The sequence below is a fragment of the Microbacterium sp. 2MCAF23 genome, assembly GCF_052115565.1.
Lineage (GTDB): Bacteria > Actinomycetota > Actinomycetes > Actinomycetales > Microbacteriaceae > Microbacterium.
The window spans coordinates 240,023-258,574 of sequence record NZ_JBFRGY010000001.1; the positions used below are offsets into that span (position 1 = coordinate 240,023).

General features: G+C 70.9%; 18 protein-coding genes. 8 read left to right on the top strand and 10 right to left on the bottom strand.

What is annotated here, in order from left to right:
- Window positions 1-29: 29 nt before the first annotated feature.
- Window positions 30-587: a phosphorylase family protein gene (locus AB4078_RS01165; RefSeq protein WP_441975646.1), complete on the bottom strand. Its 558-nt coding sequence runs from the start codon at window positions 585-587 to the stop codon at window positions 30-32.
- Between the two features lie 94 nt (window positions 588-681).
- Between AB4078_RS01165 and nadE the strand changes: the two genes are divergently transcribed.
- The 3 genes from nadE (at window position 682) to AB4078_RS01180 (ending at window position 6,096) form a co-directional block, all read left to right on the top strand.
- Window positions 682-1,500, top strand: a complete 819-nt coding sequence (gene nadE / locus AB4078_RS01170; RefSeq protein ID WP_441975647.1) for an ammonia-dependent NAD(+) synthetase — start codon at window positions 682-684, stop codon at window positions 1,498-1,500.
- Between the two features lie 80 nt (window positions 1,501-1,580).
- Complete coding sequence (locus AB4078_RS01175) at window positions 1,581-5,339, top strand: TM0106 family RecB-like putative nuclease (RefSeq protein WP_441975648.1); 3,759 nt, start codon at window positions 1,581-1,583, stop codon at window positions 5,337-5,339.
- Window positions 5,323-6,096 (top strand): GNAT family N-acetyltransferase, encoded by a 774-nt coding sequence (locus AB4078_RS01180; RefSeq protein WP_441975649.1) that lies wholly within the window; start codon window positions 5,323-5,325, stop codon window positions 6,094-6,096. Before AB4078_RS01175 ends, AB4078_RS01180 begins: the two co-directional genes overlap by 17 nt.
- Before the next feature lie 9 nt (window positions 6,097-6,105).
- Here AB4078_RS01180 and upp read toward each other — a convergent pair whose 3' ends face one another.
- Window positions 6,106-6,738, bottom strand: a complete 633-nt coding sequence (upp, locus tag AB4078_RS01185; protein ID WP_440734876.1) for a uracil phosphoribosyltransferase — start codon at window positions 6,736-6,738, stop codon at window positions 6,106-6,108.
- 56 nt (window positions 6,739-6,794) lie between these two features.
- Between upp and AB4078_RS01190 the strand changes: the two genes are divergently transcribed.
- A complete protein-coding gene (locus AB4078_RS01190) occupies window positions 6,795-7,262 on the top strand; it encodes a nucleoside deaminase (RefSeq protein WP_441975650.1) in 468 nt (155 codons plus the stop codon).
- A gap of 33 nt (window positions 7,263-7,295) precedes the next feature.
- On the opposite strand, the gene AB4078_RS01195 is transcribed toward AB4078_RS01190, so the two are convergent.
- Window positions 7,296-8,186 (bottom strand): alpha/beta hydrolase, encoded by an 891-nt coding sequence (locus AB4078_RS01195; RefSeq protein WP_441975651.1) that lies wholly within the window; start codon window positions 8,184-8,186, stop codon window positions 7,296-7,298.
- Window positions 8,187-8,201: 15 nt separating this feature from the next.
- On the bottom strand, window positions 8,202-9,173 hold the full coding sequence (locus tag AB4078_RS01200; protein WP_440734879.1) for a cation diffusion facilitator family transporter: 972 nt from the start codon (window positions 9,171-9,173) through the stop codon (window positions 8,202-8,204).
- A gap of 107 nt (window positions 9,174-9,280) precedes the next feature.
- Here AB4078_RS01200 and proC point away from each other — a divergent pair, with 107 nt between their 5' ends.
- Window positions 9,281-10,117 (top strand): pyrroline-5-carboxylate reductase, encoded by an 837-nt coding sequence (proC, locus tag AB4078_RS01205; RefSeq protein ID WP_441975652.1) that lies wholly within the window; start codon window positions 9,281-9,283, stop codon window positions 10,115-10,117.
- 33 nt (window positions 10,118-10,150) lie between these two features.
- Here the strand turns inward: proC and AB4078_RS01210 are convergent, their stop codons facing one another.
- From AB4078_RS01210 to AB4078_RS01225, 4 genes are all read right to left on the bottom strand, one after another.
- The gene (locus AB4078_RS01210) at window positions 10,151-11,743 is read right to left on the bottom strand and encodes a hypothetical protein (protein ID WP_441975653.1); all 1,593 of its coding nucleotides are present in this window, start codon (window positions 11,741-11,743) and stop codon (window positions 10,151-10,153) included.
- A complete protein-coding gene (locus tag AB4078_RS01215; RefSeq protein ID WP_440734882.1) occupies window positions 11,725-12,513 on the bottom strand; it encodes an ABC transporter ATP-binding protein in 789 nt (262 codons plus the stop codon). Before AB4078_RS01215 ends, AB4078_RS01210 begins: the two co-directional genes overlap by 19 nt.
- 185 nt (window positions 12,514-12,698) lie before the next feature.
- Window positions 12,699-13,370 carry a potassium channel family protein gene (locus AB4078_RS01220; protein WP_045272962.1) on the bottom strand — a complete coding sequence of 224 codons (672 nt, stop codon included), beginning with the start codon at window positions 13,368-13,370 and terminating at the stop codon, window positions 12,699-12,701.
- Between the two features lie 99 nt (window positions 13,371-13,469).
- Entirely contained in the window at window positions 13,470-14,900 is a 1,431-nt protein-coding gene (locus AB4078_RS01225; protein ID WP_441975654.1) for a TrkH family potassium uptake protein, read from the bottom strand.
- Between the two features lie 76 nt (window positions 14,901-14,976).
- On the opposite strand from AB4078_RS01225, the gene AB4078_RS01230 reads away from it, so the two are divergent.
- Window positions 14,977-15,399 (top strand): ArsR/SmtB family transcription factor, encoded by a 423-nt coding sequence (locus AB4078_RS01230; protein WP_440734884.1) that lies wholly within the window; start codon window positions 14,977-14,979, stop codon window positions 15,397-15,399.
- Window positions 15,400-15,469: 70 nt separating this feature from the next.
- Here the strand turns inward: AB4078_RS01230 and AB4078_RS01235 are convergent, their stop codons facing one another.
- Window positions 15,470-16,300 carry an ABC transporter permease gene (locus tag AB4078_RS01235; protein WP_441975655.1) on the bottom strand — a complete coding sequence of 277 codons (831 nt, stop codon included), beginning with the start codon at window positions 16,298-16,300 and terminating at the stop codon, window positions 15,470-15,472.
- A complete protein-coding gene (locus tag AB4078_RS01240; protein ID WP_441975656.1) occupies window positions 16,297-17,193 on the bottom strand; it encodes an ATP-binding cassette domain-containing protein in 897 nt (298 codons plus the stop codon). Before AB4078_RS01240 ends, AB4078_RS01235 begins: the two co-directional genes overlap by 4 nt.
- A gap of 82 nt (window positions 17,194-17,275) precedes the next feature.
- Between AB4078_RS01240 and AB4078_RS01245 the strand changes: the two genes are divergently transcribed.
- Window positions 17,276-18,226, top strand: coding sequence for a TetR/AcrR family transcriptional regulator (locus AB4078_RS01245; RefSeq protein WP_441975657.1), 951 nt, complete (start codon window positions 17,276-17,278; stop codon window positions 18,224-18,226).
- A 107-nt stretch (window positions 18,227-18,333) separates the two neighbouring features.
- The gene (locus AB4078_RS01250; protein ID WP_440734888.1) at window positions 18,334-18,528 is read left to right on the top strand and encodes a helix-turn-helix domain-containing protein; all 195 of its coding nucleotides are present in this window, start codon (window positions 18,334-18,336) and stop codon (window positions 18,526-18,528) included.
- Window positions 18,529-18,552 lie beyond the last annotated feature (24 nt).

Sequence of the window (18,552 nt, forward strand, 5' to 3'; positions counted from 1 at the left end):
GTCCACGACCGGTCGACTGCGGTGCGTTCTCAGACTCCGTACTCGTCCCGGATCTGCTCGCGCAACTGCACGCTGCAGGCCGCGACGGTCTCGTCCCAGACGGTGGTGGCGCCGTCCTGAGCGGTGTCGGAGATCGCGCGCAGCACGCGGATCGGCACGTCGAACTGGTCGGCGACCCAGACGTAGGCGTAGGTCTCCATGTCGACGAGCACCCCGCCGAGGCCGCGGATCCGCTCGACCACTGCGACGTCATCGACGAAGCTGTCCCCGGTCGCGATGACGAGTCCGTCGCGGCCGGTCGCGACACGCGGCGGCAGCGAGACGTGCTGTCCGATCACGCCGTCGAGGTCCTGGACGTCGTGCTGGATCGCCGCGGTGATCTCGTACACGCCGCCGGGGAGATCCGGATCCACGCCTCCCGCCGTGCCGACGACCACGATCTCCTCGTAGGGAGTCGCGTCCAGCGCGCGGGTCAGGCCGTACGCGGCCTTGAGCTTGCCGGGGCCGGTCACGAGCCGGTCGAAGCCGGGAAGCTCCTCGGGGAAGGCCTGCAGTTCGGACGCGAGGGCGGCGACGAGGAGTCTCATGCCTCCATCCTCGCAGGCGCCGCCCGGACGGCGGCGGCGTTCACGCGCGCGAAACGTCGCCGTTGGATACTGGTTCCACGACCGAAGGAGAAGCATGACCCTGCAGCAGGACATCGCCACAGGCCTCGGGGTGCGCCCCGACATCGACCCCGCCGCGGAGATCGACCGCCGGGTCGGCTTCCTCGTCGACTACCTCCAGCACACGGGCGCCAAGGGCTATGTGCTCGGCATCTCGGGCGGACAGGACTCGACTCTCGCCGGGCGGCTCGCGCAGCTCGCCGTCGAGAGGGTGCGCGCCGAGGGCGGCGAGGCGACGTTCATCGCCGTGCGCCTGCCCTATCGGGTACAGCACGACGCCGACGACGCGACCGCGGCGATGGCTTTCATCGCCGCGGACGAGGGGGTCGAGGTCAACATCGAGCACGGCGTCGACGGGCTTGAGAACGACCTCGAAGCAGCGGGCCTGGAGGACGTGGCGGACTTCCACCGCGGCAACATCAAGGCGCGTCTGCGCATGGTCACGCAGTACGCGATCGCCGGTCAGCGCGGCATGCTCGTGATCGGCACGGATCACGCGGCGGAGGCGGTGACCGGCTTCTTCACCAAGTTCGGCGATGGAGCCTGCGACCTGACCCCGCTCGCCGGGCTCTCCAAGCGCCAGGGCAGGGCGCTGCTGCTGGCGCTCGGCGCGCCGGACCGACTGGCCTACAAGGTGCCGACGGCCGATCTGCTGGACGGCACGCCCGGCCGCGCCGACGAGGACGAGCTGGGCCTCACCTACGAGCAGATCGACGACTATCTGGAGGGGCGTGAGGTGGCGGCCGACGTGGCGCAGCGCATCGAGGCGCGCTACCTCGCGACCTCGCACAAGCGCCGCCAGCCGGTCACGCCCGACGACACCTGGTGGCGCTGACGCCGGCCCGTGATGTCGGGGGTCCCGTCTAGGGTCGAAGCGACGGCCCGATCGGTCGCCCCCGAACGACAGGAGCCCTCGTGCGCGTGATCACCGCTTCCGCATCCGATCAGAACGTCGGATCCGACCGGAAGCGCGTGATCTGGAGTGCCACGGATCTGAAGCTCGCGGCCGAGTGCGAGTTCGCCTGGGCGCGCGCGGTCGACGCCAAGCTCGGGAGGGTCGAGCCGGTCGAGGATCCGGAGGACGCGACGCTCGCCCGCGCCGCGGCGATGGGCGACGCGCACGAGCTCGTGGTGCTGGACGAATACATCGCGGAGCTCGGACGATCCGTCGACGGCGGGCCGGGCGTGATCGAGCTGCCCAAGGTGTCCTCGACCGATGCCGAGGCGCTGGCGGAGGTCGTCGCTGACACGTTGCGCGCGCTGCGGTCCGACGCGACGGTGATCTACCAGGCCGCGTTCTCCACGCCCGAGTTCGTCGGGTTCGCGGACTTCCTGCGGCGCGACCCCGATGGGCGGTGGCGCGTGCAGGACTCCAAGCTCGCCCGCACCGCGCGCGTGACGGCGCTCATGCAGCTGGCAGCATATGTTGATCAACTCGACCGCGTCGGCATCCCGCGTTCCGACGAGGTGGATCTGATCCTCGGCGACCGCAGCATCTCGACGCATGCGGTGAGCGACCTGCTGCCGCTGTTCCACGTGCGCCGTGCGCGCCTGCGCGCCCTCATCGCCGACCGCCGCATCGACGAGGGCGCGGCGGGTGCGCCGCTCGCCTGGGGCGACGACCGTGGGGATCTGCAGATCGTCGCCTGCGGACGCTGCGCCACCTGCGAGCTCGAGGCGGTCGCCCACCGGGATCTGCTGCTCGTCGCGCGCATGCGCCCGGTGCAGCGGGCGCGACTCCGCGCCTCCGGCATCAGGACCATCGACGACCTTGCCGCGGCGGAGGATGCGCCGGAGGGCATGAACGTCGAGACGTTCCAGGCGCTCCGTGCGCAGGCCCGGCTGCAGCTCGCCGCGATGGCGGCCGAAGACGCCGGCGAGCCTGGACGGGACGGCGCACACCCCACGCCGCCGTTCGAGGTCGTCTCGGCGGCGGCGATCGGACTGATGCCGCGGCCCAGCCGCGGCGACCTGTTCTTCGATTTCGAGGGGGATCCGCTCTACACCGAGCCGGGCGAAGGGCAGGCTCGGGAGAACAAGCACTGGGGGCTCGACTACCTGTTCGGCTGGGTCGACGACGCCGAGCAGTACACCGCGCTGTGGGCGCACGACTTCGCGGCCGAGAGGCAGGCGCTGCAGGACTTCCTGGACTTCGTGAAGGCGCGCAGGGCGGCGCACCCCGATATGCACATCTACCACTACGCCCCCTACGAGACCTCGCATCTGCAGAACATGGCGGAGCGCTACGGCGTGGGCGAGGCCGACGTCGACCGGCTGCTCCGGGAGGGCGTGTTCGTCGACCTGTATCCGCTGGTGCTGCGGACGGTGCGCATCGGATCGCGGTCGTACTCGATCAAGAAGCTCGAGCCGCTTTACATGGGGGCCGAGGTGCGCACGAGCGACGTGCAGAAGGGCGACGACTCGATCGTCCAGTACGTGCAGGCGCGGGGGCTCGCCGCCTCGGGCCGCACCGCCGAGGCCGAGGGGATCCTCGCCGACCTCGCCGATTACAACCGCTACGACTGCGTCTCGACGAGGCGGCTGCGCAACTGGCTCGTCGGCCTCGCGCGCGAGGCGGGCGTGCTGCCGGCTCCGCCGGACGAGCCCGAGACGCGCGCCTACGAACCCGCGCCGCTGTCGCTCGCCCTGCAGGCCGCGGGGCAGCGTGAGCAGGATGAGGCTCGGGGCGCGGGCGCGACGGGCGCTGCACTCGAGCAGGCCGGTCAGTTCCATCGAGTCGCAGCGGCCGCGATCGATTATTTCCCGCGCGAGGCGAAGAGCTTCTGGATCTCGCACTTCCAGCGCCTGCGCGAACCGGTGACGCTGTGGGAGTCGACGCGCGATGTGCTGCGGGTGGACCCGGATCGCTCGGCCGTCGCGCAGGACTGGGGCATGGAGGAAGGCGCCCGCGCCGTCACGCGTCTCGTCGACCTGCACGGTGAGGTCGCGCCCGGCAGCACTCTGAATGTCGGCGGCAGTCCGTTCGCGCTCTACGAGGCTCCCGCGCCGTTCTTCGGTGAGTTCCCCGCGCGTGTGATCCACGTGCCGCACGAGGTGGAGATCGTCGAGGTGCTCGACGACGGCTACCGCATCCGCGAGCGCTCGATCGGCGGGCAGACCTGGGACGAGCTGCCGCTCGCCCTCACCCCTGCCTCGCCACCCCGAGTGAACTCCCTGCAGGGAGCGATCGAGGAATGGGCCGGATCCGTGCTGTCGGCGGCCCCCGCGTTCCCGCAGGATGCGGCGACCGACGTGCTGCGCCGTGTGGTGCCGCGGACTGTCTCGGGCGAGCCGCTCCCGGTCCTGGAGCCGCGGCCGGACGGGCATCCCGGCGGGAACGCCGACACCGCGGACAGCGCCACGTCACCGGATGATCGTCTGCCGGAGGCTGCTGACGCGATCGCGCGAGGTGTGCTCGACCTGGACCGCAGCTACCTCGCTGTCCAGGGCCCTCCCGGCACCGGCAAGACGTATACCGCCTCGCACGTCATCGCCCGGCTCGTGAACGAGCACGGCTACCGCATCGGCGTGGTCGCGCAATCGCACGCGATCGTGGAGAACCTGCTCGAACGGGTGGTGGCTGCCGGGGTTCCGGCCGCCCAGGTGGCGAAGGCGCCGAAGGATCCGCACGGGTCGGAGCCCGTCTTCACCGCGATCCGCAAGGACGGCATGGCCGCGTATCTCGCCGAGCAGCGCGCCGCGGGCCTCGGCTGCGTGGTGGGCGGCACGGCCTGGGACTTCTCCAGCACCAGGCGTGTGCAGCGCGGCGAGCTCGATCTGCTCGTGATCGACGAGGCGGGGCAGTTCTCGCTCGCCTCCACGATCGCCGTGGCGGTGGCCGCGCAGCGGCTGCTGTTGCTCGGGGATCCGCAGCAGTTGCGGCAGGTGAGCCAGGGCACGCACCCCGAGCCCGTCGACACCTCGGCTCTGGGCTGGGTCATGCACGACAAGGCGGTCATCGACCCCGCGCACGGAGCGTTCCTCGCCCGGACCTGGCGGATGCATCCGGAGGTCGCCGCCCCGGTCTCGCAGCTCGCCTACGCGGGCGCGCTGGCATCGGCGCCCGGCACGGAGCGCCGCGTGATCGACGGTATCGAGCCAGGGTTGCACGTGCGGCCGATCCGGCATCGCGGCAACGCCACGCAGTCGCCCGAGGAGGCCGCGGAGGTCGTCCGCATCGTGCGCGCCCTGATCGGGCGGGACTACACCGACGGCATGGCGCGCGCACTGCCGCGCCCGTTCGAGCAGGCCGACATCATCGTCGTCGCGCCGTACAACGCCCAGAAGCAGCTGATCCTCGACGCGCTCGCGGATGCCGGCCTCGAGGAGGTCGCGGTGGGCACGGTCGACAACTTCCAGGGCAGGGAGGCGGTGGTCTCGATCACGTCGCTGGCCGCATCGAGCGGACGCGATGCCCCGCGCGGGCCGGAGTTCCTGCTGCTGCAGAACCGGTTGAACGTCGCGATCTCGCGGGCCAAGGTCGCCGCCTACCTGGTCCACTCGCCGGCCCTGCTGGACGACCTGCCCTGGACGCCCGAGGGCGTGGCCCGGCTCAGCGCGTTCGCGCACCTCGTCGGCGCCGATCAGGACGCAGAGTCACAGGGCGATGAGCACGATGTCGCCGGCGATGCGCTCGTCGCGGCGGGATCCTCCCGGGATGCCGATGCATTCTGAGACCGAGATCGCCCGCGCCTCGGCAGCCTGGGTGTGGTTCCCGCGTGGGAGCGAGCAGGAGAAGTCCGCTCTGCAGCTGGTCCGCTACCCGGCCCGGTTCGGCGGCGGTGTGCGCGCTTCGCAGGTCGCATCCGACCTCGACGCACCGTCGGTGCTGGACCACGCGATCGCACGCACCCGGGCGTGGGGCGAGGACCGGTTGACGTTCTGGACGAACGCCGCCGACCGTCCCGACCTCGAGGACGAGTTGCGACGGCGCGGAGCCGTGCACGACGACACCGTGACCGTGTTCGCGCGCCCGATCCCGGGCGATCCGATCGCAGTGCCGGTCGGCGTCGAGGTCGCTGCGGTGCGCACCGTGCTCGACGTTCGAGATGTCGACACCGTCAACGTCCCTGTCTGGGGCCAGGAGCCGCTGAGCGAGGCCGGCCTGCGTACCGAGGTCGCCGAGGTGACGGCCGAGCTCGAAGCTCGCACGGGGGCCCGCGCACTGGCCCGCATCGACGGGCGCCCCATCAGCACTGGCGGCTGCACCGTCGTCGACGGCTTCCTCCGTCTCTGGGGCGCGGCGACGCTGCCCGAGTTCCGCGGGCGCGGCGCCTACCGGGCGGTGCTCGCCGAGCGGTTGCGCATCGGTGCCGAGTTCGGGGCGACCACGGCGCTCGTCAAGGGGCGCGTCGAGACCTCGGCGCCGATCCTCGCGCGCTGCGGGTTCATGGCCTACGGCGAGGATCGCTGCTACGTGCTGGCCGTGTGATCGCCGGTCTCAGACCGTGCCGTACAGGCGGTCGCCCGCGTCGCCAAGGCCGGGCACGATGTACCCCTTCTCGTTCAGACGCTCATCGAGGGCGCCGAGCACCAGGGTGACGTTGCGGTCGCCCACGAGTGCTTCGATCGCCGCCACACCCTCGGGCGTGCCGAGCAGGCAGATCGCGGTGACGTCGTCCGCACCGCGATCGAACAGGAACTGGATCGCGGCGGCGAGGGATCCGCCGGTCGCGAGCATCGGGTCGATCGCGAAGCACTGGCGTCCGCTGAGGTCATCCGGCAGGCGCTCGGCGTAGGTCGTCGGCTCGAAGGTCTCCTCGTCGCGGACCATGCCGAGGAAGCCGACCTCGGCGGTCGGAAGCAGCTTGACGAGGCCCTCGAGCATGCCGAGACCGGCGCGCAGGATCGGGACCACGATCGGCCGCGGCTCCGAGATCTTCACGCCCATCGTCGTGGTGACCGGAGTCGTGATCTCGATCGGGCTCACCCGCACGTTGCGCGTCGCCTCGTAGGCGAGCAGCGTCACGAGCTCCTCGGTGAGCTGGCGGAACACCGGCGACGGCGTGCGCGCGTCGCGCAGCACCGACAGCTTGTGGGTGATGAGGGGGTGGTCGGCCACGTGAACGCGCATAGAGACAGCGTATCCGGTGAGGGGCATGCGGCTAGGCTCGACCGTCGGGAGGACCGGTGAGCGCAGCACGACCCGTCACGGACGACACGGCGATGGAGCGCGCCCTCGCCCTCGCCGCCGCAGCCGCAGTCGCGGACGAGATCCCGGTCGGCGCCGTCGTGCTCGACCCGGAGGGCCGGCCCATCGGGGAGGGGCGCAACAACCGTGAGGAGACGACGGATCCGACCGGCCATGCCGAGATCGTCGCCCTGCGCGCGGCCGCCGCCGCACACGGGTCCTGGAACCTCACCGGCTGCACGCTCGTCGTCACCATGGAGCCGTGCGTGATGTGCGCCGGCGCGATCCTGCAGTCCCGGATCGGCCGGGTCGTGTTCGGCGCCTGGGACGACAAGGCAGGAGCCGCCGGGTCGCTCTACGACGTGCTGCGCGACCGCCGGCTGCCGTACCGGGCCGAGGTCATCGGCGGCGTCCGTGAGAACGAGGCCGTGGAGCAGCTGCGCGCGTTCTTCGCAGAGCGGCGCTGACCCCGGCGCACGAGACGCTCGCGAGGTGCCGGATCAGGCCTTGGGGTGTCGCGACGCCAGCCGGGCCAGGCGCTGCACGGCGAACAGATACGCCTGCGCACGTGGGTCGAAGTAGCCGCGGTGCCGCTCGCCGTGCTCGTCGACCTCGGTCTGCGAGGCATGCCCGTCGGTGGGCTCGCCCTGCTCGCCACCTGACCCTGGGATGGGGCCGCCGTCGGAGGAGTAGACGATCGCGCCCTCGATGTCGCGGGGGTCGACCGGATGCGCGCCGAGCCGTCCGAGGGGAGCGGTTGCGTCGCTCGAGGCCTCCGTCGCGTAGAACGAGAAGGAGCGCTTCGAGATCGCCTCGGCCACCGCATCCGCGGCCATGTGCGTCATTCCGGCCGAGGCGATCGAGAACGCCATGGATACGGGGCCCGCGCCGTCCAAGAGCACCAGCTCGCCGAACAGCGTCGACGAGTACGAGTATGCGAGCAGTGCGATGTGCGCCTGCGGATGGCCGTGCCGCATCCGCACCAGATCGCCGGCCAACCGCGCCGCCCCCACGGTCGCGTGCTTCGTCGCGAGCGCCGACAGGTGGGTGCCGGAGTCGTAGCCGAACCAGGCGACGGTCGCGATCCGGGCGGTTCCGCCGCGCAGCGTGCTGGCCCGGATCGTATCCGCGCACAGCCGCCGGGCGATGTCCGCCCAGCGTGCGAACACGGCGAGATCCGTGTCGATCCCGTGCAGCACGACCACGATCAGCTCCGCCGCGTCGACGTCGCCGAACGCCACGGCGGCGCGGGGCTCCTCGCCCTCGAAGAACAGCGAGATCAGGCGAGCCTGCGGATCCTCGCGCAGCACATCCTGCACGTGCTGCAGCTTCTGCCGCGCGTCCGCGGAGACCGTGGGGTCGGCGAGTGCGGCCGCGAGCGGGTCGACCACGACGGATCCGCCCGGTCAGTCGGCCGAACGCAGCACGAACGCGTCGGTGGAGGGGGAGGGGTCTTGAGCCGGCCGGTAGATGTCGGGCTCGAGATAGATCACCCGTGCGGCCGGAACCGCCTCGCGGATGCGCGCCTCGATCGTGTCGATGTCGTCGGCCGCCGCCCGCACGGTCTTGTCCGAGGTCAGGGCGATCTTCGCGGCGACGAGCAACTCGTCGGGGCCGAGGTAGAGGGTCTTGATGTGGATGAGCTTCTCGACCTCGTCGCCCGCGTGGATCGCATCGACGATGCGGTCGAAGTCGGCTTCGTTGGCCCCTTCGCCGACGAGCAGGCTCTTGGTCTCGATGCCCAGGACGATCGCGATGAGCACGAGCAGGAGGCCGATCATCAGGGTGCCGAGAGCATCGAAGACCGGATTGTGCGTGAGGAGGGTGAGCCCCACGCCGAGCAGGGCGAAGAGCAGACCCGCGAGCGCCCCGGTGTCCTCGAGCAGCACGACGGGCAGCTCGGGGGCCTTCGCGCGCCGGATGAACGAGATCCACGACTGCCCCTTCGGACGCACGTGGTTGCTCTCCTTGATCGCGGTGCGCAGCGAGAACGACTCCAGCACGATCGACACGATCAGCACGGCGAGCGGCAGCCACCACCAGGTCTTGTCGAGTTCGTGCGGTTCGATGAGCTTCTGCACGCCCTCGTAGATCGCGAACACGCCGCCGACGGAGAACAGGATGATCGACACCACGAACGCGGACACGTAGCGTTCGCGGCCGTAGCCGAACGGGTGCTCGCGATCCGCGCGGCGCTGCGCCTTGCGGCCGCCGAGCATCAGCAGCAGCTGGTTGCCCGAGTCGGCGACGGAGTGGATGGCCTCCGCGAGCATCGAGGCGGATCCGGAGAGCAGCCACGCCACGAGCTTCGCGAGAGCGATGCCCATGTTCGCGAGGAACGCCGCCAGGATCGCCTTGCCACCACCGGATGCACTCATGCCACGAGTCTATGCGCGGCGGCGGGACGCATGACGGCCCGACCGGCATCGGCAGCGGGCGGACGCCGGCCCTGCCACCGCACGGAGCGGGCTCGTAGGATGGCGGCATGGTCGATGCCCTTCCCTCTGTCGCGTTCCTCGGTGCCGGTTCGATGGGAGGCGCGATCCTGCGTGGCCTCGTCGCGAGCGGGATTTCTGTCGACGGCGGCATCACCGCCACCAATCGGACCTCGGTGCGCGCGGCCGAGCTCGAGGGTCTGCCGGGTGTGCGCTCGATCGCGCTGGAGCAGGAGCCCTCCGGCAACGACGTGGCAGCGGGCGCGCGGATCGTGGTGGTGGGCGTCAAGCCGGCCATGGTGCCCGACCTGCTCGACGAGATCGCCCCGCATCTGCGGGAGGACGCGATCGTCGTGAGCATCGCGGCCGGCGTCACCCTGGCGACCTTCGCCGCACACCTGCCGGCCGGCACGAGCGTGCTCCGGTCCATGCCGAACACACCGGCCACCGTGGGCCGCGCGGTCACCGGTCTCGCCGCGGCTCCCGGCGTCACCGACGAGGAGCGCGCCCTCGTGCGCCGACTGTTCGAGACGGTCGGATCCGTGATCGAGGTCGCGGAGGAGCAGATCGACCCGCTCTCCACGATCTCCGGATCCGGTCCCGCCTACGTCTTCCTGCTCATCGAGGAGTTCACGAAGGCCGCGATCGGCAAGGGCTTCGCCGAGCCCGAGGCGAGACTGATGGCCGAGCAGACCTTCATCGGCGCGACCGCGCTGCTGGAGGCGTCGGGCGAGGATCCTGCAGAGCTGCGCCGACGCGTGACGAGCCCCAAGGGCACCACCGAGCGCGCCATCGCCGTGCTGCAGGACGCCGCTCTGCACGGCCTGTTCGCCCGCGCCACCGACGCCGCGCTCGCGCGGGCACGCGAACTCGCCGCCGGGGCCTGACGCAGAGGGCCCGATGTACCGGGCCCTCCGTCCTCACGCCTCGCTGGCGACCTCGGCGAGCACCTCGGGCCAGCGCCGCTCCAGGATCCGTCCGCCCAGCACCGCGCCGCCCCACATGGCGAGGCTTCCGCACACCAGGCCGAATGCGAGGCTCAGCCAGCCGAGCCACGGCGTCCAGATCGCGGCGATCGCAAGGCCGAACGCGGGCCCTCCTATCGCCAGGCTCAGCGGCGTGATGATCATCATCGCGACCATCGACTGCACCCCGCCGGAGGATCCGCGTCCGAACGGATTCGCCTCAGGGGCGGGTGCGCGGCCGGGCAGGAATGCGCCCACCCACACCCCGAGGCCGGCCGCCGCCGTGCCAAGGCCCAGGGCCGCGCCCAGGCTGGCCGGGATGAGGTCCATCCGCCCCGCGAGCATGCTCGCCGCGACGCACAGCACGATCGTCACGGGCACCGCGATGATCCCGAACCCGAGCAGGCGGCCCGCGCGATCCGCCCGTCCCGGCACGCCGCTGTGGATATGCAGGGCGATCGCGTCGTTGTCGTAGGCGATGCCGAGCTGCAGGATCGTGCCGATCAGCAGCGCATTGATCGCCGGGATGAGGATCGCGGCGGGGCCCAGCGCGAATGAGCCCTCCCCGCGTCCGTTCATCAGAGTCATCCCGATCAGGAGCGCGGGCAGCAGCACCATCATCACGGTGTTGATGACCTGGCGCGGATCGCGCGTGGCATAGCGCAGGGTGCGGGCCGCGATCGCTCCGACCGGGGAGGCGGGGAGTACGCGATCAAGCAGTCCGCCCGAGCGCACGCGGCCGCCGCTGCGGCTCTGGATCGGCGCGACCAGGCGTGCGGCGAGCAGTCCGCGCGCGGCGAACCACAGGGCCGCGGCCGTCGCGAGGGCGATGAGCAGCCGAAGGCCCGCCGCGAGCAGATCGCCCTGGGCGAGCGCGGCGGAGACGCCGAATACGGCGCCCAGCGGCGTCCATCCGGCGGCGTCGGCGATCGCGGGCAGGACCGCCGAGGGGTCCGAGAGCCGGGCGAAAGCGCGCACGAGCACGTTGATCAGCAGGCCGGAGCAGGCGACGAGCAGCACGCCGAGCGTGATCACCAGGTCGCGCGTCCGCCGTCCGGCCAGCCACCCGGCGAGCACGCCGCTGACCACCCTGGCGCCGAGCACGCACGTCGCGAGCGCGAGCGGGATCAGCACCACGGCGGCCACGAGCGCGAGCGGGCTCACCGACCACCCGACGAGCATGAGCAGCAGCGCCACGGTCGTGCCGATGCCGCCGATCGTGGTGGCGCCCGCGACGACGAGCCCCGGCAGCAGCGATCGTGCCGTGACCGGCAGCAGGGCGAAGCGTTCGGGGGCGAGTGAGTCGTCGACGCTCACCACGATCGAGCCGATCCACCACACGAGCACGATGCCGGAGCCGACGACGACCAGCGTGCGCACGGCCGCATCGGGCGCCGCGATCCGCAGCGCCACAAGACCCGCCGCGAGGGCGGCGAGAAGGCCGAGGGCGATCATCCCCGAGATGATCAGGGACACGATCATCCACGGGTTGCGCCCGAGCTGATGGCCGAGCTGGCGCCAGCGCAGGCCTACGAGGAGCGCAACCATGCGAGCGTCTCCGATCCGAGTTCGTGCGCGCCGACCAGGGAGAGGAAGCGTTGCTGCAGCGTCTCGCCCGCGCGCACCTCGTCGAGGGTGCCGTTCGCGAGAAGGCGCCCATCGGCGACGATCGCGACCCGATCGCACAGGGACTCGACGAGCTCCATGACGTGGCTGGACAGCACGACCGTGCCGCCGCCGTCGACGAACGCCCGAAGGATCTGCCGGATCGTCTCGCCCGAGACGGGATCGACCGCCTCGAGCGGTTCGTCCAGGATGAGCAGGCGCGGCGCGTGGATGAGCGCGCACGCGAGGCCGATCTTCTTGCGCATGCCCGCGGAATAGTCCACGACCAGCGTGCTGCCGGCGTCGGCGAGCCCCAGCGCGTCCAGCAGCTCGCCGGTCCGGGCGACGACCTCGGCCTCGGTCATGCCGCGCAACAGACCGGTGTAGCGCAGCAGCTCGGCGCCGGTGAGGCGATCGAGCATCCGCACGCCGTCTGGCAGCACCCCCATGCGACCCTTGGCGGCGGCGGGATCCCGCCAGACGTCCGCACCGAGCACCTGGGCGGAGCCGGCATCGGGGCGCAGCAGCCCCGTGGTCATCGCGAGGGTCGTTGTCTTGCCGGCGCCGTTGGGGCCGAGGAGGCCGAGCATGGATCCGGCGGGGACATCGAGCCAGAGGTCGTCGACAGCGACCTTCTGTCCGAACTGCTTGCGAAGGCCCTGCAGCGAGAGCACCGGCGGCGCGGCGGCGAAGGGCGCTGTGAAGTCGGTCATGTCTCCATCCGACCACGCGCCGGCGCGGTCGGCATCCCCCTCGCGACGGACATGCCGTGACCGCGAAACCGATTCTGCGTGCCGAGACAGCAGATCAGAACGTCGGTCTCGGGACGAGGGTTCGGTCTCGCGGTCACGCCGGGCGCCACGTACCGACGGAGGTGCCGGCCCGGTGCCGCGCAGGCTCAGCGATCCAGCGAGGAGAACCGCTCGATGTCGCTGTTCGTGCCCGACACGATGATGAGGTCGTGGTTGGTGACGACGGTGTCGGCCTCGGCGTAGCGGAACGGCTTGCCGGGGCTCTTCACGCCGACCACGGTCACGTTGTACTTGCTGCGCACACCGGACTGGTTCAGGCCCACGCCGCGGATGAACTTCGGCGGATACATCTTGGCCAGCACGAAGTCGTCGTCGAACCGGATGAAGTCGAGCATGCGGCCCGACACGAGGTGCGCGACGCGCTCCCCGGCCTCGCGCTCGGGGTAGACGACGTGGTTCGCACCCACCCTGGCGAGGATCTTGCCGTGCGACTGCGACACCGCTTTCGCCCAGATCTGCGGCACCTTGAGGTCGACGAGGTTCGCGGTGATGAGCACCGAGGCCTCGATCGAGGATCCGACGGCGACGACGGCGACCTGGAAGTCCTGGGCGCCGATCTGGCGCAGCGCGTCGATGTTGCGGGTGTCGGCCTGCGCGGCGTGCGTGACCCGCTCCGACCACTTCTGCACCAGCTCGAGGTTGGTGTCGATCGCGAGCACTTCCCGGTCGAGGCGGTCCAGTTCGCCGGCGCAGGCGGCGCCGAAGCGGCCCAGGCCGATCACGAGCACCGGAGCGTCGTTGCGCAGCACTTCAACCATGCCGCCCACTTTACTGTCCGCCGCTGGGGCGTTCCGCGTCAGCCGAATCGGGGAGGACGTGACGCCCCTCGCGACTCCGCCGACCGCGGCTGCTGCGGGTCAGCCGACGATCGGCCGCTCCACGGGCAGCGAGTACAACTGATTGCGCGACGTCGCGGCCACCGCGGCCGCGAGGGTCACCGTGCCGACGCGTCCCATGAAGATCGTCGCGGCGAGGATGTACGTCGCCGCATCCGGCAGCCTCTCGGTGACGCCCGTCGACAGGCCCACGGTGCCGAAGGCCGAGACCACGTCGAAGAGCACCTCCTCCACGGGGTACTTCGTGATCTGGCTGATGGCGATCGTGGACAGCGCGACCGTCGTGGCGCCCCAGGCCACCACGCTGAGGGCGACGCGCTGCACGTCCGAAGGGATCCGGCGCCCGAACGCCTGCACCGAAGGACGTCCCTTGGCCTCGCTGATCACGGCAAGGGCGAGCACGGCGAGCGTGGTGACCTTGATGCCGCCGGCCGTGGAGGCGGAGCCGCCGCCGACGAACATGAGCATCGAGGCGGCGAGCATCGAGGATCCATTCAGATCCCCCATGTTCACCACGCTGAAGCCGCCCGAACGCGTCATCGCGGACAGGAAGAACGCCTGGAACGTGGTGTCGCCGGCATCCATGGATCCGAAGGTCTTCGGATTGTCGAACTCGAGCAGCAGGAACACGGCGGCGCCGACCACGAACAGCACGATCGTGGTGAGCATGGTCAGCTTCGCGTGCAGCGACCAGCGCCGCACGTGCCAGCGCTGCCGGGTGAGCGTGTAGATCACCGGGAAGCCGAGGCTGCCCAGGAATACGCCGAGCATGAGCACGCTGAGCACGTAGTAGTTCTGCGCGAACGGCTCGAGCCCCCCGGGGTTCGGGGTGAATCCGGTGTTCGTGAATGCCATCGCGGCGTAGAACGGCGCCTCCCACAGGGCGTTGACCGGATGCACCCCCGCAGTCAGCAGCGCGGGGTAGAGCAGCACCATGAGCCCGGCCTCGATCGTGAACGCCGAGATCGCCACGGTGCGCAGCAGGGATCCGACCTCGCCGAGGCGCACGGTCTGGCTCTCGTTCACGGGGCCGCCGTGCGCTCGCATCGGGTTGGTGTCGCCCGCCGCGATGAGCTTGGCGCGCAGCCCCAGCCGCTTCGAGATCGCCAGGCCCATCACGCTGGCAAGGGTCAGCACGCCGAGGCCGCCGATGTTGACACCCACGAAGATCACGCCGAGCCCGAAGCCCGACCAGTGCGTGGACATGTCGACGGTGGACAGGCCGGTGACGCAGATCGTGGAGACCGCCGTGAACAGCGCGTCCGCGAGCGGCGTCACCGTGCGGTCGGCGCTCGCGATCGGCAGCGACAGCAGCGCCGTGGTGATCAGGATGAGCGCCGAGAACACGACGATCGCGAACCGAGAGGGCGATGAGGTCGTCAGGGTCTTGCCGAGACGGACGGTCCGTCGGGCGATCTCGGAGAAGGATCGCGGGGCAGCGGTGCGCGCCATGGTCGAGCCCCTCCGATCCTCCGTCCGCCAAGCCTTCGTCATGGTACTCCGCCCTCGGCGCGGCTACTGTGAAGGCATGACCGACATCTTCGACGTGATCGCCGACGGCACGAGACGGGACATCCTGCAACTCCTGCGCCAGCGGTCAGAGGACGGGGACGCCGGTACCAGCGTGACGCAGATCGTCAGCGAGCTGGGCATCAGTCAGCCCACCGTCTCGAAGCACCTCAAGGTGCTGCGCGAGGCCGAGCTGGTCACCGTGCGCGAAGACGGACAGCGCCGCTTCTACAGCATCGAGGCCGCGCCTCTGGAAGAGGTCGACGACTGGCTCGTCCCGTTCCTCGCCGACGCGTACGGGGACTCCGCGCCCGACATCTCCGGGCTCATCGGGGTCCCGCCCCTGCCCGACGGCGCCGCGCACGCGGCCGAGGTGGTGGGTCGCGCCGCGGCATCCGCCAAGCACGTCGTGCAGACCGCACTCAAGCGGCTCGGAGCCTGACGCGCGCGACGCCCGGATCCGGGCGGATCCGGGCGTCGCGTCGACCCTGCGAGGGTGAGCGAGCAGCTGCTCAGCGCCGCGCCTTGCCGAACAGCCAGCGACCCCACAGCACGGAGATCAGGAGGATCGCGGCGCACCAGCCCAGTGCCCAGTACGGCTGGGCGTGCAGGGGCGTGCCCATGAGCAGGCCGCGGATCGTCTCGATGATCGGCGTGATGGGCTGGTTCTCCGCCACCCACTGCAGCCAGGTCGGCATCGTGTCCACCGGCACGAACGCGCTGGACAGGTACGGCACGAACATCAGGATGAACCCGTATCCCGCGGCGGCTTCGGGGCTGCCCGCGGCGAGGCCGATGGCGGCGTAGAGATACGTGATCACGAGGATGTAGACCGCGATCACGCCGAACGCGGCGATCCACTGCAGAACACCCGCGCTCGGGCGGAAGCCGAGCAGCAGCGCGACACCGAACACGACGGCGGTCGACACCAGGTTGCGCGCCAGGCTCGCGATCACGTGGCCGGTGAGCACCGATCCCGGTCGCAGCGGCATGGTGCGGATCCGGTCGATGATCCCGGTGGACATGTCGCGCGACACGTATGTCGCCGTCGACGCGGCGCCGAAGCCGGCGCACAGCAGGATGATGCCGGGCACGACATAGTCGACGTAGCTGCCGTCGTCCTCGATCGCCCCGCCGAAGACGAACGTGAACAGCAGCATGAGCGTGACCGGCAGCATGATCGAGATCGACAGGGTCTCGCCGTCGCGCAGCGACAGGATGAGGCTGCGGCGGACGAACACGCGCTCGGCGGCGAAGCCGCGCAGGCGCGGGCGGATCCCTGACGCGGGCGACGGGACCGGATCCAGCGGGCGCGGGGCGACAGGGGCGGACAGAGCGGTCATGCGAACTCCCGGATGGTCGTGCGGTCGGCGTCGCCGGTCGCGGTCAAGGTGAGGAAGACATCGTCGAGCGTGGGGCGGCGCAGCTGAACGCGTGCCGTCGGATGCGCGGCCTCGAGCTCGTCCAGCGCGCGGCGGATACCGTCGATCGATCCGTCGGTCGTGATCTCCGCGAGCGAGGCCCCGTCGGCGCCCTCCGCGACGAGCACGTCGCTGCCGAACTGCGCCTTCAATGCCGACGCGGTGCCGGTGCGGACGATACGCCCCTCGTGCAGGACCGCGATGCGATCCGCCAGCTGGTCGGCCTCCTCGAGGTACTGGGTGGTGAGGAAGACGGTGGTGCCCGCGTCGGCGAGACCCCGGATGACCGCCCAGAGGTCCAGGCGACTGCGCGGATCCACGCCGGTCGTGGGCTCATCGAGGAAGAGCACCTGCGGGGTGACGACGAAGCTGAGCGCGAGATCGAGCCGGCGCCGCATGCCGCCGGAGTACGTGGAGACCTTGCGCCCCGCCGCGTCGGCGAGGGCGAACTGCGCGAGCAGCTCGTCCGCACGGCGGCGGGCGGCACGCGGGCTCAGCCCGGAGAGCCGACTCAGCATCACGAGGTTCTCCACGCCGGTGAGCGCGTCATCGACCGCGGCGGACTGCCCCGTGAGGGAGATGCGCTGCCGCACGCCCTCGGGGTCGCGCCGCACGTCGCACCCGGCGACGACGGCGGTGCCGGCGTCGGCACGGGTGAGCGTGGTGAGGATCGAGATGGTGGTGGTCTTGCCGGCGCCGTTGGAACCGAGCAGGGCGACGATCTCGCCCTGCTCTGCGGTGAGGTCGACGCCGCGCAGCACGGGGGTGCCGCGGTACTGCTTGGTGAGTCCTGCGACTTCGATGGCCGTGGTCATCGCCGTTCCTTTCTGTGTACGGATGAAACTGTTTATGACCATAACACACTGTTTACACCGTAAACAGTCCTATTCTGGATTCATGACCGAAGAGCCGGATCCCGTCGACCTGCCCGATCTGCCGCGCGGCATCGCACTGGCCTGGGGTATGGCGGCCAGTCCGCAGCGCGGGCCGAAGCGCGAGATGAGCGTGGAGCGCATCGTCGAAGAGGCGGTCGCGCTCGCCGACCGCGACGGGCTCGGAGCAGTGTCGATGGCGGCCGTCGCCAAGGCGCTCGGATTCACGCCGATGTCGCTCTACCGCTATGTCACCGCGAAGGACGACCTCCTGCTGCTCATGCAGGAGGAGGCGTCGGGACTCCCTCCGCTCCCGGAGCCCGGTGCGGCCGATCCGGGCTGGCGGGAGGAGGCGGAGCGGCTCTACCGCGCGCATCTCGACGTCTACCTGCGGCATCCCTGGCTGCTCAGCCTGCCGATCAGCGGTACCCCGGTCACGCCGGGGACCGCCGCCTGGATGGATGCGTACCTTGCGGCCTTCGCAGAGACGCCGCTCGATCAGGACGAGCGGATGGGAGCGATGCTCGCCATCATGGGACAGGCTCGGTGGTTCGGCACGGTGGCGGCGGGCTATGCGGAGGCCGCGCGCTCGAGCGGGCGGACGCTCGAGGAGGTCGGTGCGCAGGAGGCGGCCCTGTTCCGGGCGCTGATCGACGCGGACGCCTATCCGCACACGCGCGCCGCGCTGGACGAGGGGGCGATCGACGGCGACAGGGACCCGATGCTGTTCGGCATCGAACGCGTTCTGGACGGGATCGCCGCCCATATCGACCGTCTCGCGGCCGCGCGGCCGGAGGGCGCTCGGACTCCTCCCGTCTTCGTCCCGGAAGACCCCGCGCTCGCCGCAGACAAGCGCGTGCGTGCGGCGGTGAGGAGCGTGCGCGAGGCCGAGAAGGCGCTGCGGGCGGCGCAGAAGAACGAGCGCCAGGTGCGCAAGGACGCCGCGGAGCGCATCGCGAGATCGGCCGTGGTCTGAGCGTCCTCTGTCACAGCGTTCACATGGGTTTACACGTGTCGCCAGCAGCCCCTACAGTTGTCGCAACCCGCCGTGCAGCTCGCGCGACGGGAGAGGGGTGGATGGGGATGCCCGAACAGCTTCCGGACGTGAAGTTCCTGACCGTCGCCGAAGTGGCGGCCATCATGCGCGTGTCCAAGATGACCGTGTACCGGCTGGTGCACGCCGGCGAACTGCCCGCGATCCGCTTCGGCCGCAGCTACAGAGTGCCCGAGTCCGCCGTCACGGCGGCCCTGCAGACTCCGATCGCCGACGCGGGCTGAGCGCGCGCGAGTCCCGCCCGGACC